The following is a 16,017-nucleotide window of genomic DNA, read 5'->3' on the forward strand; positions in this document are numbered from 1 at the left end:
GGAGTGCGCGGTCCATGGCTGACGAGGCGAAGCTTCTCGACTACCTCAAGCGGGTCACCGCTGACCTGCACCAGGTGCGCCAGCGCCTGCGCGAGGTGGAGGCCGGTGAACAGGAACCGGTCGCCATCGTCTCCATGAGCTGCCGCTTCCCCGGCGGCGTGCGGTCGCCCGAGGACCTGTGGGAGGTCGTCGCGTCCGGCCGGGACGTGGTCTCCGACTTTCCGGAGGACCGCGGCTGGGACCTCGGGTCGCTCTACGACAGCGACCCGGAGCAGAGCGGCACGTCGTACACGCGGCAGGGCGGCTTCGTCCACGACCTGGCCGACTTCGACCCGGGCTTCTTCGCGATCTCCCCCCGGGAGGCGCTGGCGATGGACCCGCAGCAGCGCTGGCTGCTGGAGACCTCGTGGGAGGCCCTGGAGCGGGCCGGCATCGACCCGCACTCGCTCAAGGGCAGCCGCACCGGCGTCTTCGCCGGCAGCACCGGCCAGGACTACGGCACCGTGCTGATGGGCGCCGCGCAGGGCCTCGAAGGGCACCTGATGACCGGCAACGCCGGCAGCGTGGTGTCCGGCCGGATCGCCTACACCTTCGGGCTGGAGGGGCCGGCGGTCACCATCGACACCGCCTGCTCGTCGTCCCTGGTCGCCCTGCACCTCGCGGGGCAGGCGCTGCGGCAGCGGGAGTGCACCCTGGCCATCGTCGCCGGGGTCACCGCCATGTGCACCCCGGCCGCCTTCGTCGAGTTCTCCCGGCAGCGCGGCCTCGCCGCCGACGGCCGGTGCAAGGCGTTCGCCGCCGCCGCCGACGGGACCGGCTGGTCCGAGGGCGTCGGCGTCCTCGTGCTGGAGCGGCTGTCGGACGCGCAGCGCAACGGCCACCCGATCCTCGCCGTGGTGCGGGGCAGCGCCGTCAACCAGGACGGCGCCTCCAACGGCCTGAGCGCCCCGAACGGGCCCTCGCAGCAGCGGGTGATCCAGCAGGCCCTGGCCAACGCCGGCCTCGCCGCCGGCGGCGTGGACGTGGTGGAGGCGCACGGCACCGGCACCCGGCTCGGCGACCCGATCGAGGCGCAGGCGCTGCTCGCCACGTACGGGCAGGACCGGGGGGACTCGGCGCCGCTGCTGCTCGGGTCGGTCAAGTCGAACATCGGTCACGCCCAGGCCGCCGCCGGTGTCGCCGGTGTGATCAAGATGGTGATGGCGATGCGGCACGGCGTCGTGCCGCCCACCCTGCACGTGGACGAGCCGACGCCCGAGGTCGACTGGTCGGCCGGCGAGGTGTCGCTGGTGACCGAGGCGACGCCGTGGCCGGCGGTGGGCCGCCCGCGCCGCTCGGCGGTCTCCTCGTTCGGGGTGTCCGGCACCAACGCGCACACCATCCTGGAGCAGGCCCCGGCGCCCCAGCAGCCGCCGTCGGCCGCCGCCGCGCCGGTGGTCGAGCGGCCGGTCGTGCCGGTGCCGGTGTCGGCCCGGGACGCGGCCGGCCTCGCCGCGCAGGCGGGCCGCTGGGCGGCCCGGATCGCCGCCGACGAGACCCTGCGGCCCCTGGACGTGGCGTTCTCGTCGGTCACCTCCCGCTCCACCCTGGACCACCGGGCCGTGGTCTCCGCGACCGGCCGCGACGACCTGCTGGCGGGGCTGCGCGCCCTCGCCGCCGGGGAGCCGTCCGGCGCGGTCGTCACGGGCCAGGCCGGCGGCCGAGCTGCGCTGGCCGTGCTCTTCTCCGGCCAGGGCGCGCAGCGCGCCGGCATGGGCCGGGAGTTGTACGCCGAGTTCCCGGTCTTCGCCGCCGCGCTCGACGAGGCGTGCGGGCACCTGGACCCGCTGCTGCCGCGCCCGCTGCGCGAGGTGCTCTTCGCCGAGCCGGGTACGGCCGAGGCCGAGCTGCTGGACCAGACCGCGTTCACCCAGGCCGGGCTGTTCGCCGTCGAGGTGGCGCTGTTCCGCCTGGTGGAGTCCTTCGGGATCACACCGGACTTCGTGGGCGGCCACTCGATCGGCGAGGTCACGGCGGCGCACGTGGCCGGGGTGCTGTCCCTGGCGGACGCGGCGGCGCTGGTGGCGGCGCGGGGTCGGCTGATGCAGGCGCTGCCCACGGGCGGCGGGATGCTTGCCGTCGCGGCCGCCGAGGCTGACGTCCTCGCCACGCTGGAGGGCCTGGCCGACGTGGGGATCGCGGCCGTCAACGGGCCCACCTCGGTCGTGGTCTCCGGCGCCGTCGACACTCTCGACGACGTCGAGCGGCTCTGGCGCGAGCGGGGCGCGCGCACCCGCCGGCTCACGGTCAGCCACGCGTTCCACAGCCCGCTGATGGAGCCGATGCTCGACGAGTTCCGGGCCGTCCTGGCCGGGTTGACCTTCGCCGCGCCGACGCTGCCGATCGTGTCGAACGTGACCGGCGCGCTCGCCGACGCCGACGAGATCCGCACGGCCGACTACTGGGTGCGCCACGTGCGGCAGGCGGTGCGTTTCGCCGACGGGGTCGCCGCGCTGCGCGCCGCCGGGGCGGACACGTTCCTGGAGATCGGCCCGCAGAGCGTACTGACCGCGATGGCGGCGGACATCCTGCCCGGCGACGACGGCGTGCTGGCCGTCGCCGTGCAGCGCAAGGACCGGCCCGCCGTGCACGGGCTGCTGGCCGGGCTGGCCGAGCTGTACGCGCACGGGGTGGCCGTCGACTGGCAGCCGTGGTTCGCCGACACCGGCGCCCGGCGGGTGGACCTGCCCACGTACGCGTTCCAGCACCAGCGCTACTGGCCCGAGGCGGGCGCCGGGTGGACCGGCGACGTCACCGCGTTCGGCCTGCGGCCCGCGCAGCACCCCCTGCTCGGGGCCGCCGTCGGCGTCGCGCACGCCGAGGGCTTCCTGTTCACCGGGCGGCTGGCCCGGCGTACCCACCCGTGGATCTCCGACCACGTCGTCTTCGACACCGTGCTGCTGCCCGGCACGGGCTTCGTCGAACTCGCCCTCCAGGCGGGCGCGCACGTCGGCGCGGACCACGTTCGCGAACTCACCCTGGAGTCGCCGCTGATCCTGCCGGAGACCGGGGGCGTCGACATCCAGCTCTGGATCGGCCCGGCGGACGAGACGGGCTGCCGGTCCGTGTCGCTGCATTCCGCCCAGGACGGCGAGCCGGCCGAGGGCGAGCGGGCCTGGACCCGCAACGCCAGCGGCGTGCTGGCCAGCGGCCCGGCCGTGCCGAGCGGCCCCGTCGGCTGGTCCGACCTGACCACCTGGCCCCCGCCGGGCGCGACCGAGGTCGGCACCGACGACCTCTACCTGAACCTCGCCGCCCAGGGCTACGACTACGGCCCGTCGTTCATCGCCCTGCGCTCCGCCTGGCGGCGCGGCGACGACCTCTTCGCCGAGCTGGCGCTGCCCGAGGCCCCCGCCGCCGAGGCCGGCGGGTACGGCCTGCACCCGGCCCTGCTCGACGCGGCGCTGCACACCCTCGGCCTGACCACGCCGGCCGGGGAACCCTCCGGGGCGGACATGCCCCCGGGGTACGGCCGGCTGCCGTTCTCCTGGAACGACGTCGCCCTGCACGGCGCCGGCGCCGCGGCGGCCCGCGTCCGGGTCTCGCACACCGGTCCCGACAGCATCTCGCTGCTGCTCACCGACGTCACCGGCGCGCCCGTCATCTCCGTCGGCTCCCTGGTCCTGCGGCCGGTCTCCGCCGACCAGCTCCGCACCGCCTCCGGCGGCGGCGCCGAGTCGCTGTTCCGGGTCGAGTGGGCCCCGCTCGCGCTGCCCGCCGGCCCGTCCACCGTCGACTGGGCGGTCATCGGCGACGCGGCGGCGCTCACCGACGCGGTCGCCGCCACCGGCACGACCGTGACGGCGTACGCCGACCTGTCCGCCCTGGCCACGGCGATGGACGACGGGACGGGCGCGCCCGGCGTGCTGGTCGTGCCGTTCCTCGACCCGCCCGTGTCGGCGGACGTGCCCGGGGCCGTCGCCGAGGTGACCCACCGGGCGCTCGCCGTGCTCCAGCAGTTCCTCGCCGAGGAGCGCTGCACGGACTCCCGGCTGGTGGTGCTGACCTCGGGCGCGGTCGCCACCGAATGGGACACCGACCTGACCGACCTGGCCGGCGCCGCCGTGATCGGCCTGCTCCGCTCCGCCCAGTCGGAGAACCCCGACCGGTTCGTGCTGGTGGACGTCGACGACATCGCCGGCTGCGCCGCCGCGCTCGTCCCGGCCGTCGCCACCGACGAGCCGCAGGTCGTGATCCGCGCGGGCGTCGCCGCCGGTGCCCGGCTCACCCGGGTCCCCGCCCCGAGCGAGCCGCCGGCCGCCCCGTTCGACTCCGACGGCACCGTCCTGATCACCGGCGCCACCGGCACCCTCGGCCAGCTCATGAGCCGGCACCTGGTGGACACGTACGGCGTCCGGCACCTGATCCTCACCAGCCGGCGCGGCCGCGCCGCCGGGGGCGTCGCGGAGCTCTGCGCCGAGTTGGAGGCGCTCGGCGTGAGCGTCACCGTCGCCGCCTGCGACGTCGCCGACCGCGCCGCCGTGGCCGAGCTGCTGGCCGGCATCCCGGCGGAGCACCCGCTCACCGCCGTCATCCACGCCGCTGGCGTCCGCGACGACGGCGTCATCTCCTCGCTCACCCCCGAGCGGATGGACGGCGTGCTGCGGCCCAAGGTCGACGCCGCCTGGCACCTGCACGAGCTGACCGCCGACCTCGACCTGAAGGCGTTCGTCTCGTACTCCTCGCTCGCCGCCACCGCCGGCGGCCCGGGCCAGGGCAACTACGCCGCCGCCAACGCGTTCCTCGACGGGCTGGCCCAGCACCGCAAGGCGCGCGGCCTCGCCGCCCTCACCCTCGCCTGGGGCCTCTGGGCCGACCGCAGCGGCATGACCACCGAGCTGGACGACGTCCACCTCAACCGGATCTCCCGCTCCGGCGTCGCCGCCATGGAGGCCGAGGAGGGGCTCGCCCTCTTCGACGCGGCCTGCCGCACAGGCGACGCCGCGCTGGTCCCGGCCCGGCTGGACCTCGCCGCGATGAAGGTGCAGTTCGCCGGTGGAAGCATCCCGCCGCTGTACCGGGCGCTGATCCGCACGCCCGCCCGCGCCGCCGCGGCCACCACCGGCGCGTCGCTCGTGCAGCAGCTCGCCGGGCTCGGCGACGCCGAGCGGGCCGCCGCGCTGGTCGAGATCGTCCGGGGGCAGGCCGCCGCCGTGCTCGGCTACCCCGACCCGGCCGCCATCGAGCCGCGCCGGGCGTTCAGCGAGTTCGGCTTCGACTCGCTCACCGCCGTCGAGATGCGCAACCGGCTCAACAACGCCTTCGGGATGCGGCTGCCGGCCACCCTCGTCTTCGACTACCCGACCCCGCACGACCTGGCGGGCTTCCTGGGTACGGAGATCGCCGGCACCCCGGTCCCCGTGCGACCCACGACGACCGCCGTGCCGGTCGGCGACGACGAGCCCCTCGCGATCATCGGCATGGCCTGCCGGCTGCCCGGCGGCGTGTGGTCGCCCGACGACCTGTGGCGGCTGGTGGTTGACGGCGTCGACGCGATCAGCGACCTGCCGACCGACAGGGGCTGGGACCTCGACAGCCTCTACAGCCCCGACCCGGACGCCCCCGGCACCTTCTACGCCCGCGGCGGCGGCTTCCTCAGCGGCGTCGACCGCTTCGACCCCGGATTCTTCGGCATCTCGCCCCGCGAGGCCCTGGCCATGGACCCGCAGCAGCGGCTGCTGCTGGAGACCACCTGGGAGTCCTTCGAGTCCGCCGGCATCGACCCCGCCGACGTACGGGGCAGCAGCACCGGCGTCTTCGTCGGCACCAGCGGCCAGGACTACGGCTCCCTGCTCGCGTACTCGCCGGAGGCCGCCGAGGGCTACATGCTGACCGGGATGACCAGCAGCGTCATCTCGGGACGGGTGGCGTACACGTTCGGGCTGGAGGGGCCGGCGGTGTCGCTGGACACCGCCTGCTCCTCGTCGCTGGTCGCGCTGCACTGGGCCGGTCAGGCGCTGCGGCGCGGCGAGTGCGACATGGCCCTCGCCGGCGGCGTCATGGTGATGGCCACCCCGACCGCGTTCGTCGAGTTCTCCCGGCAGCGCGGCCTCGCCGCCGACGGCCGGTGCAAGTCGTTCGCCGCGTCCGCCGACGGCACCGGCTGGTCCGAGGGCGTCGGCATGCTGCTCGTGCAGCGGCTCTCCGACGCCCGCCGGCAGGGCCGCACCGTGTACGCGGTGGTGCGCGGCTCCGCGATCAACCAGGACGGCGCCTCCAACGGGCTGACCGCCCCGAACGGCCCCTCGCAGCAGCGGGTGATCCGGCAGGCCCTCGCGTCGGCACGCCTGACGACCGCCGACGTGGACGTGGTCGAGGCGCACGGCACGGGCACCACCCTCGGCGACCCGATCGAGGCGCAGGCCCTGCTCGCCACGTACGGGCGGGAGCGGCCCGCCGACCGGCCGCTGCTGCTCGGCTCGATCAAGTCGAACATCGGCCACGCCCAGGCCGCCGCCGGTGTCGCCGGCGTGATCAAGATGGTGCAGGCGATCCGGCACGGCCTCGTCCCGGCGACGCTGCACGTGGACGAGCCGTCGCCGCACATCGACTGGACCTCCGGCGCGGTGGAGCTGGCGACGGAGTCGCGGCCGTGGCCGGCGGTGGAGCGGCCCCGCCGGGCGGCGGTGTCCTCGTTCGGCATCTCCGGCACCAACGCCCACGTGATCATCGAGCAGGCCGACGAGCCACAGGCCGTGGCCCCGGCCGAGCGCGGCCCCGGGCTCGTGACCGCCGACGCGGTGCTCTGGTCGCTGTCGGGACGGTCGAAGGGCGCCCTGACCGGCCAGGCGGCCCGGCTGGCGCAGTACGTGCGCGAGCGCGGCGACATCGACGCGGCGGCGGTGGGCTGGTCCCTCGCCGCCACCCGGTCGACGTTCGACCAGCGGGCCGCCGTGGTCGGGTCGAGCCTGGAGGAGCTGCTGGCGGGGCTGGACGCCCTGGCGTCCGGGACGCCGGCCGGCAACGTCGTCGCCGGCACCGCCACGTCCCACGGCGCGGGCCCGGTGTTCGTGTTCCCGGGTCAGGGCGCGCAGTCGGCGCGGATGGCCGCCGGCCTCGTCGGTCGTACGCCGGTGTTCGACGCCAGGTTGGCGGAGTGCCAGCGTGCCCTGGCTCCGTACCTGGACGTGGACCTGGTGTCGGTGTTGACCGGCGACGACGAGTCGTGGCTGGAGCGGGTCGAGGTCGTGCAGCCGGTGCTGTGGGCCGTCGGCATGGCCCTGGCAGCGGTGTGGCAGCACGCCGGGGTCACCCCGGCGGCGGTGGTCGGTCACTCGCAGGGCGAGATCGGTGCCGCGTGCGTGGCCGGCATCCTGTCCCTGGAGGACGCGGCTAAGGCCGTGGCGCTGCGCTCGCGGGCGCTGACGGTCCTGCGGGGCACGGGGACGATGGCGTCGGTCGACCTGTCGGCCGAGGCGGTCGCCGAGCGGCTGCCGGCGTTCCCGGGTGTCGGGGTGGCGGCCGTCAACGGCCCGTCCACCGTCGTGGTGTCGGGTCCGCCGCAGCCGGTCGCCGACCTCGTGGAGGCGTGCCAGGCCGACGGGGTGCGCGCCCGACTGATCCCCGTGGACTACGCCTCCCACTCGGCCGCCGTGCAGGAGGTCGCCGAGCAGTTGCGCGCCGACCTGGCCGACGTGACCCCGCAGCAGGGTCACACCCGGCTCGTCTCGACGCTGACGGGGGACTGGGTCGACCCGACCTCGATGACCGCCGCCTACTGGTACGACAACCTGCGGCAGACCGTCCAGTTCGACGCCGCCGTCCGCGTCGCCGTCGCCGCCGGGCACACAACGTTCGTCGAGATCTCCCCGCATCCGGTGCTGACGATGCCGGTGACGGCGATCCTCGACGACGCCGGCGCGAGCGGGCACACCCTGGGTAGCCTGCGGCGGGGTGACGACGACGCGACGCGGCTGCTGACGAACCTCGCCACCGCCCACACGATCGGCCTGCCCGTCGACCTGGGCACGGTCCTCGCCGAAACCGACGTCGTGGCGCTGCCCACGTACGCATTCGACCACCAGCGGTACTGGGTCGAGCCGCCGCTGCACCGGGCGCAGGACGTCAGCTCCGCCGGCCTCCAGGACGCCGGGCACCCGCTGCTCAGCGCCACGCTGACCTTCCCCGACAGCGAGCGGATGGTCTTCACCGGGCGGCTGTCGGTGCGTACCCACCCGTGGCTCGGCGAGCACCGGGTGATGGACAACATCCTGCTTCCCGGCACCGCCTTCGTCGAGTTGGCCACGTACGCCGGTGAGCAGGCCGGCTGCCCGACGGTGGAGGAGCTGACCCTGCTCGCCCCGCTCGTCCTGCCCGAACTCGGCGCGCTCCAGGTGCAGCTGATGGTCGGCGACCGGGACGACGACGGGCGGCGTACCGTCCAGCTCTACTCCCGGCCCTACCGGGACGGCTCCGACGAGATCCTGGCCGACGTCGCCTGGACCTGCCACGCCACCGGCCTGCTCGGTCCGCAGCCGGCCGACGCCGCGCCCGCCTTCGACCTGGGGGTGTGGCCGCCGCCCGGCGCGACGCGCGTCGAGGCCGACGACTTCTACTCCGGCATCGAGGCGACCGTCTTCGGGTACGGCCCGGCGTTCCGTGGCCTGCGCGCCGCGTGGACCCGCGACGACGAGGTCTTCGCCGAGGTCGAACTGCCCGCCGACCACCACGCCGAGGCCGGCCGCTTCGGGGTGCACCCGGCGCTGCTGGACGGCGCGTTGCAGGCCATGTCGATCGGCGGCTTCCTCGGCCGGATGGGCGACGGCGCCGACGCCACCGTGCCCCGCCTTCCGTTCGCCTGGACCGGGGTGTCGCTGCTCGCCGCCGGGGCCACCGCCCTGCGCGTACGCGTCGCCGCCGCCGGCGAGGTCGGCGTCTCCTTCCAGGTGGCCGACGCCACCGGCGCCCCGGTGCTGCACGTCGACTCGCTGATCATGCGCCGGGTCTCCGGCGACTCGCTCGGCGCGGCCCGCTCCGGCCGGCACGAGTCGCTGTTCCAGGTGGACTGGCCGCCGCTGCCGGTGCCCACCGGACCCGTGCCGGCCGCCACCCGCTGGGTGGCGCTCGGCGACGACCTGGCGCTCAGCGCCGCCTGCGAGGCGGCCGGCGCCCGGGTGCGTACCGACGTCGGCCTCGACTCGCTGGGCGACCTGCTCGCCGGGGGTGAGCCGGCGCCCGAGGCGGTGATCGTGCCGATCGGCGACGCCGGGGACCCGACGGACCCGGCGCTGGCCGGGCAGGCGCGGGCCACCACGCACCGTACCCTCGCCGCGTTGCGGACCTGGCTCGCCGACGACCGGTTCGCCGAGTCCCGGCTGGTGCTGGTCACCCGCGACGCGGTCGCGGCGGGCGAGCAGCAGGTGGTCAACCTGCGCCAGGCCCCGGTCTGGGGTCTGCTGCGCACCGCCCAGCTCGAACACCCGGGCCGGTGCCAGCTCGTCGACCTCGACGACACCCCGGACAGCGCCACCGCGCTGGCCGCCGCGATCGCCTCCGGCGAGCCGCAGCTCGCCGTGCGGGCCGGGCAGGTGCGCACGCCACGGCTCGGGCGGGTCCCGGCCGGCGTCGAGCCGCTGCCCGGCGGGATCGACCCGGACGGCACCGTGCTGATCACCGGCGGCACGGGCGTGCTGGGCCGCATCCTGGCCCGCCACCTCGCCACCACCCACGGCGTGCGGCACCTGCTGCTGGCCGGGCGGCGCGGCGCGGCGGCCGAGGGGATCGACGACCTAGTCACCGAGCTCGCCGGCGCCGGTACGGAGGTGACCGTCGCGGCCTGCGACGCCGCCGACCCCGACGCCCTGTCGGCGCTGCTGGCCGGGGTGCCCGCGGCGCACCCGCTCACCGCCGTGGTGCACGCCGCCGGCGTCCTCGACGACGGCGTGCTGGAGTCGATGACGCCCGAACGGGTGGACGCGGTCGCCGTGCCGAAGATCGACGCGGCGTGGCACCTGCACCGCCTCACGGCCGACGCGAACCTCGCTGCCTTCGTCCTCTTCTCCTCGGCGGCGGCCACCCTGGGCAGCGCCGGCCAGTCCAACTACGCGGCGTCGAACGCCTTCCTCGACGCCCTCGCGGCGCACCGCCGGGCCCGCGGGCTCGCCGGCATCTCGCTCGCGTGGGGCCTCTGGGAGCAGGCCAGCGGCATGACCGGCCACCTCGGCGACGACGACGTGCGCCGGATGGCCGAGCAGGGCGCCGCCGGTCTCGCCACCGAGCAGGCGCTGAACCTCTTCGACGCCGCCTGGCGGCTCGACGCGGCGGCCGTCGTGCCGATGCGCCTGGACGTCGGGACGCTGCGCGGGCAGGCCGAGGCCGGCACCCTCGCGCCGATGCTCCGGGCCCTGGTCCGGGTGCCGCTGCGGCGCTCCGTCGACGCCACCGGCGCCCGCTCCGGCGGGGTGCAGCTCAGCCAGCGGCTCGCCGGCCTGGCCGGCCCGGAGCGGCTCAAGGTGGTGCTCGACGTGGTGCGGGCGAACATCGCCGCCGTCCTCGGCCACGCCGGCGCCGACGCCGTCGACCCGAACCGGCTCTTCACCGACCTGGGCTTCGACTCCCTCACCGCCGTCGACCTGCGCAACCGGCTCAACGGCCTGTCCGGGCTGCGGCTGCCGGCGACGCTGGTCTTCGACTACCCGACGCCGACCGCGCTCGCCGAGAAGCTGACCAGCGAGATCGCCGCCGACGCGGCGCCCTCCACGCAGCCCCTCTTCCAGGGCATCGACACGGTGGAGAGCCTGCTCAACGCCATCCCGCTCGACCCGGCGGCCCGGGCCCGGTTCACCGCCCGGATGCAGGACCTGCTCGCCAAGGCGTCCGACCTGGCGGCCGGACCCGCCGCCGAAGCGGACCGGCCCGACCTCGACTCGGCCAGCGACGACGAGATCTTCGACTTCATCAGCAAAGAGTTTGGAATCTCCTGAGATGACCAACCTTCGGACCGAGGCAGGGGCCACCCGATGAGCGACGACAAGCTGCGGTACTTCCTCAAGCGGGTCACCGCCGACCTGCACGAGACCAAGCGCAAGCTGCAGACCGTCGAGGCGCGCGACCAGGAACCCCTGGCCATCGTCTCGATGAGTTGCCGCTTCCCCGGTGGCGTCGGGTCGCCGGAGGACCTGTGGGAGCTTGTCGCCGACGGCCGGGACGCGCTCACCGAGTTCCCCGACGACCGGGGGTGGGACCTGGAGGCGCTCTACGACCCCGACCCCAACAAGCCGGGCAAGAGCTACACGCGCATCGGCGGGTTCCTCGACGCCGCCGGTGACTTCGACCCGTCCCTGTTCGGCATCTCGCCGCGTGAGGCCCTCGCCATGGACCCGCAGCAGCGGCTGCTGCTGGAGACGTCCTGGGAGGCCATCGAGCGGGCCGGCATCGACCCGCTGTCGCTGCGCGGCAGCTCCACTGGTGTCTTCGTCGGGCTGAGCACCTCGAACTACGGCATGGGTCTGCCGCACGTGCCCGAGGGCGTCGACATGTACATCGGCACCGGCAACACCACGAGCGTCGCGTCCGGCCGGATCTCGTTCACCCTCGGCCTCAACGGCCCCGCCGTCACCGTCGACACCGCCTGCTCCTCCTCGCTGGTGGCCCTGCACCTCGCCGTGAACGCGCTGCGCCGCGGCGAGTGCGACCTGGCCATCGCCGGCGGCGTCACCGTGATGGTCACCCCCGGCGTGTTCGTCGTCTTCTCCCGGCAGCGCGGCATGTCCGTCGACGGCCGGTGCAGGGCCTTCGCGGCCGGCGCGGACGGCACCGGCTGGGGCGAGGGCGGCGGCGTGCTCGTCGTGGAGCGGCTGGCCGACGCCGAGCGCAACGGCCACCCGATCCTCGCCGTGATCCGGGGCAGCGCCCTCAACCAGGACGGCGCGTCCAACGGGCTCACCGCCCCGAACGGCCCCTCCCAGCAGCGGGTCATCCGGCAGGCCCTCGCCAACGCCCGGCTCGGCACCGCCGACGTCGACATGGTCGAGGCGCACGGCACCGGCACCACCCTCGGCGACCCCATCGAGGCGCAGGCGCTCATCGCCACGTACGGGCAGGACCGGCCCGCCGACCGGCCGCTGTGGCTGGGCTCGGTGAAGTCGAACATCGGCCACACCCAGAGCGCCGCCGGCGTCGCCGGGCTGGTCAAGATGGTGATGGCGCTGCGCAACGGCGTCATGCCGGAGACCCTGCACGTCGACGAGCCCTCCCCGCACGTGGACTGGACCGCCGGGGCGGTCTCCCTGCTCACCGAGTCGAAGCCGTGGCTGGAGCTGGACCGCCCCCGCCGCGGCGGCGTCTCCTCGTTCGGCGTGAGCGGCACCAACGCGCACGTGATCCTGGAGGAGTACCGGCCGCGCGTCGCCGAAGCGGCGTCCGTCGACGGCGACGAGGCCACCGCCGTCGAGCCCGCGCGGCGCCCCGGCCTGGTCGGCTCGGACGTGACCCTCTGGCCGGTGTCGGCCCGGTCGCGCTCCGCCCTCGCCGGGCAGGCCGCCCGGCTCGCGCGGCACGTGCGCGAGCACGGCGACCTCGCCCCGGCGGCGGTCGGCTGGTCGCTGGCCACCACCCGCTCGACGTTCGACCACCGCGCCGCCGTGGTCGGCCTCGGCACCGACGAGCTACTCGCCGGGCTGGACGCCCTCGCCGCCGGCCACCCGGGCGGCAACCTCGTCACCGGTACGGTCACCAGCGCCGGCGCCGGCCCCGTCTTCGTCTTCCCGGGCCAGGGCGCGCAGTCGGCGCGGATGGCCGCCGGCCTGGTCGGTCGTACGCCGGTGTTCGACGCGAAGCTGGCCGAGTGCCAGCGGGCCCTCGCCCCGTACCTGAACGTGGACCTCGTGTCGGTGTTGACCGGCGACGACGAGTCGTGGCTGGAGCGGGTCGAGGTCGTGCAGCCCGTGCTGTGGGCCGTCGGCATCGCCCTCGCGGCCGTGTGGCGCGCGGCGGGCGTCGTCCCGGACGCGGTCGTCGGCCACTCGCAGGGCGAGATCGGCGCCGCGTGCGTGGCCGGCATCCTCAGCATCGACGACGCGGCGAAGGCCGTGGCCCTGCGCTCGCGTGCCCTGACCGTGCTGCGCGGCACCGGCACGATGGCGTCGATCGACCTGCCGGCCGACGCGGTCGCCGAGCGGCTGCCGGCGTTCCCGGGCGTCGGGGTGGCGGCGGTCAACGGCCCGTCCACCGTCGTGGTCTCCGGCCCGCCGCAGCCCGTCGCCGACCTCGTCGCGGCGTGCCAGGCCGAGGGCCTGCGCGCCCGGCTCATCCCCGTGGACTACGCCTCCCACTCCGAGGCCGTGCAGCAGGTCGCCGAGCAGCTGCGCGCCGACCTGGCCGACGTCACCCCGCAGGCCGGCCACACCCGCCTGGTCTCCACGCTCACCGGGGACTGGGGCGACCCGGCCTCGATGACCGCGGACTACTGGTACGACAACCTGCGCCGCACCGTGCGGTTCGACCCCGCCGTCCGGACGGCGATCGCCGCCGGGCACACCACGTTCGTGGAGATCAGCCCGCACCCGGTGCTGACGATGCCGGTCACGGCGATCCTCGACGACACCGGCGTCACCGGGCACACCCTGGGCAGCCTGCGCCGCGGCGACGACGACGCGACCCGGCTGCTGACCAACCTCGCCACCGCGTACGCCATCGGCCTGCCCGTCGACCTCGCGAACGTCCTCGCCGAGACCGAGGTGGTGCCGCTGCCCACGTACGCCTTCGACCACCAGCGGTTCTGGCTGGACGGCAGCGGCGGCCCCGACCTGCAGAGCCTGCTCCAGGGCGCGGCCGGCGGCGACCCCAGCGACACGAGCTTCTGGGCGGCCGTGGAACGCGGGGACGTCACCGCCCTCGCCGAGACCATCGCCACCGAGGACACCCCGGCCCACGAGGTGCTCGACGCGCTGCTGCCGGCCCTGCCGCTGCTCACCTCCTGGCGCCGGCAGCGGCGCCGCCAGTCCGACATCGACAGCTGGCGTTACCAGGACACCTGGAAGCCGCTGACCGGCGTCGCCAACCGGGGGATGAGCGGCACCTGGGTCGTCGTCCTGCCCACCGGCGACATCATCGAGCCCTGGCAGGACGCCTGCGTCGAGGCGTTCGCGGCGGCCGGCGCGACGCTCGTCCCGGTGCCCGTCTCCACCCCCGACGTCGACCGCGACCAGTTCGGCAAGCTGCTCCAGGAGGCGCTCGCCGCCGCGCCGGGTGGCGACGCCGCCGCCGCCGAGGTGACAGGCGTGGTCTCGCTGCTCGCCTTCGACGAGCTGGCCCACCCGCTGCACCCGTCGGTGCCCGGCGGCTTCGCCGCCACCGTCGCGCTCTTCCAGGCCCTCGGCGACCTCGGCCTGCGCGCCCCGATGTGGAGCGTCACCTCCGGCGCCGCGTCCGTCGGCATGGCCGACCTGCTGCGCTCCCCGGTGCAGTCGCTGGTCTGGGGCTTCGGCCGGGTCGCCGCGCTGGAGCACCCGCAGCGCTGGGGCGGTCTCGTGGACCTGCCGGAGGCCGTCGACGAGCGCTGCGCCGACCTGCTGGTCGCGGCCCTCACCGCCGCCGGTGAGGAGGACCAGATCGCGGTACGCCCCGGCGGACTGCTCGCCCGCCGGCTCACCCGGGTCCCGCTCGGCGAGAGCCAGCCCGCGAACCCGTGGCAGCCGTACGGCACGGCGCTGGTCACCGGCGGCACCGGCGCGCTCGGTGGGCACGCCGCCCGCTGGCTGGCCCGCAGCGGCGTGGAGAACATCGTGGTCGTCAGCCGGCGGGGCATGGCCGCGCCGGGCGCGCAGCAGCTCGTCGACGACCTCACCGAGCTGGGCGCCCAGGCCACCGTCGTCGAGTGCGACGCCTCCGACCGGGACGCCCTGGCCGACCTGATCGACGCGATCCCCGCCGAGTATCCGCTCACCACGGTCGTGCACGCCTCCGCCGTGCTCGACGACGCCATGATCAACGACATCCGGCCGGAGCAGATCGAGCGGGTGCTCCAGGCCAAGGTCGACGTCGCGTACAACCTGCACGAGCTGACCCTCGACCACGAGCTGTCGGCGTTCATCATGTTCTCGTCCTTCGCCGGCAGCGTGGCCAGCTCCGGCGTCGGCAACTACGCCCCGAGCAACGCGTTCCTCGACGCCCTCGCCCAGCACCGGCGTGGCCTCGGCCTGACCGCCACCTCCATCGCCTGGGGGGCGTGGGCCGGCGGCGGCATGGCCGACGGGCCGCTCGGCGAGCTGCTGCACCGCCACGGCGTACCCGAGATGACCCCCGAGGCGGCCATCGCCGCGCTGCACCAGGCCGTGGACCACGGCGAGGCGTTCCTGACCATCGCCGACATCGCCTGGGAACGGTTCTCCGTCGCCTTCACCGCCACCCGGCCCGGCCCGCTGATCAGCGACCTGCCGGACGTGCGGCGCCTCGTCACGGCCGAGCAGGTGGCCAGCGTGGAGGCCGGCGACGGCCCGGAGACGTTGCAGGACCGGCTCGCCGGCCTGCCCGCCGCCGAGCGGCTCGCCGTGCTGCTCGGCCTGGTCCGCAGCCAGGTCGCCGCCGTGCTCAACTACCCGTCCGCCGAGTCGGTGGACGAGCACCGGGCGTTCCGGGAGCTGGGCTTCGACTCCGTCACCGCCGTCGAGCTGCGCAACCGGCTCGGCTCGGCCACCGGCGTGGCCCTGCCGGTCACCCTGGTCTTCGACTACCCGACCCCGACGACCCTGGCGGAGTACCTCTTCGCCGAGGTCGCCCACGACGACGTGGTCACCCCGACCGCCCTCCTCGACGATCTGGACCGGATCGCCGACAGCCTCGACGTGGTGGCGCGGGACGAGGCGGCCCGGGTGCGGGCCACCGTACGCCTGCAGGCGATGCTGTCCCGGCTCGCCCAGGACAGCGGTGGCGCCGACATCGGCCGGCACCTCGACGACGCCACCGACGACGAGTTGTTCGCGATGGTCGACAAGGACCTCGGCATCTCCTGACCTTCCAGCTCCAGCTCTCTCCCGTCCC

The 16,017-nt window shown here is 75.4% G+C and carries 2 protein-coding genes; both read left to right on the forward strand.

Features of this window, described 5'->3' with window-relative positions; translation table 11 throughout:
• The first annotated feature begins 14 nt into the window (after positions 1-14).
• Positions 15-10,961, forward strand: coding sequence for an SDR family NAD(P)-dependent oxidoreductase (locus ACN27A_RS01220; RefSeq protein ID WP_421449105.1), 10,947 nt, complete (start codon positions 15-17; stop codon positions 10,959-10,961).
• A 36-nt stretch (positions 10,962-10,997) separates the two neighbouring features.
• Positions 10,998-15,989, forward strand: coding sequence for a type I polyketide synthase (locus tag ACN27A_RS01225; RefSeq protein ID WP_421449108.1), 4,992 nt, complete (start codon positions 10,998-11,000; stop codon positions 15,987-15,989).
• Positions 15,990-16,017: the final 28 nt, after the last annotated feature.

It is taken from the genome of Micromonospora sp. WMMD737, assembly GCF_049179055.1.
GTDB classification, from domain to species: domain Bacteria; phylum Actinomycetota; class Actinomycetes; order Mycobacteriales; family Micromonosporaceae; genus Micromonospora; species Micromonospora reichwaldensis.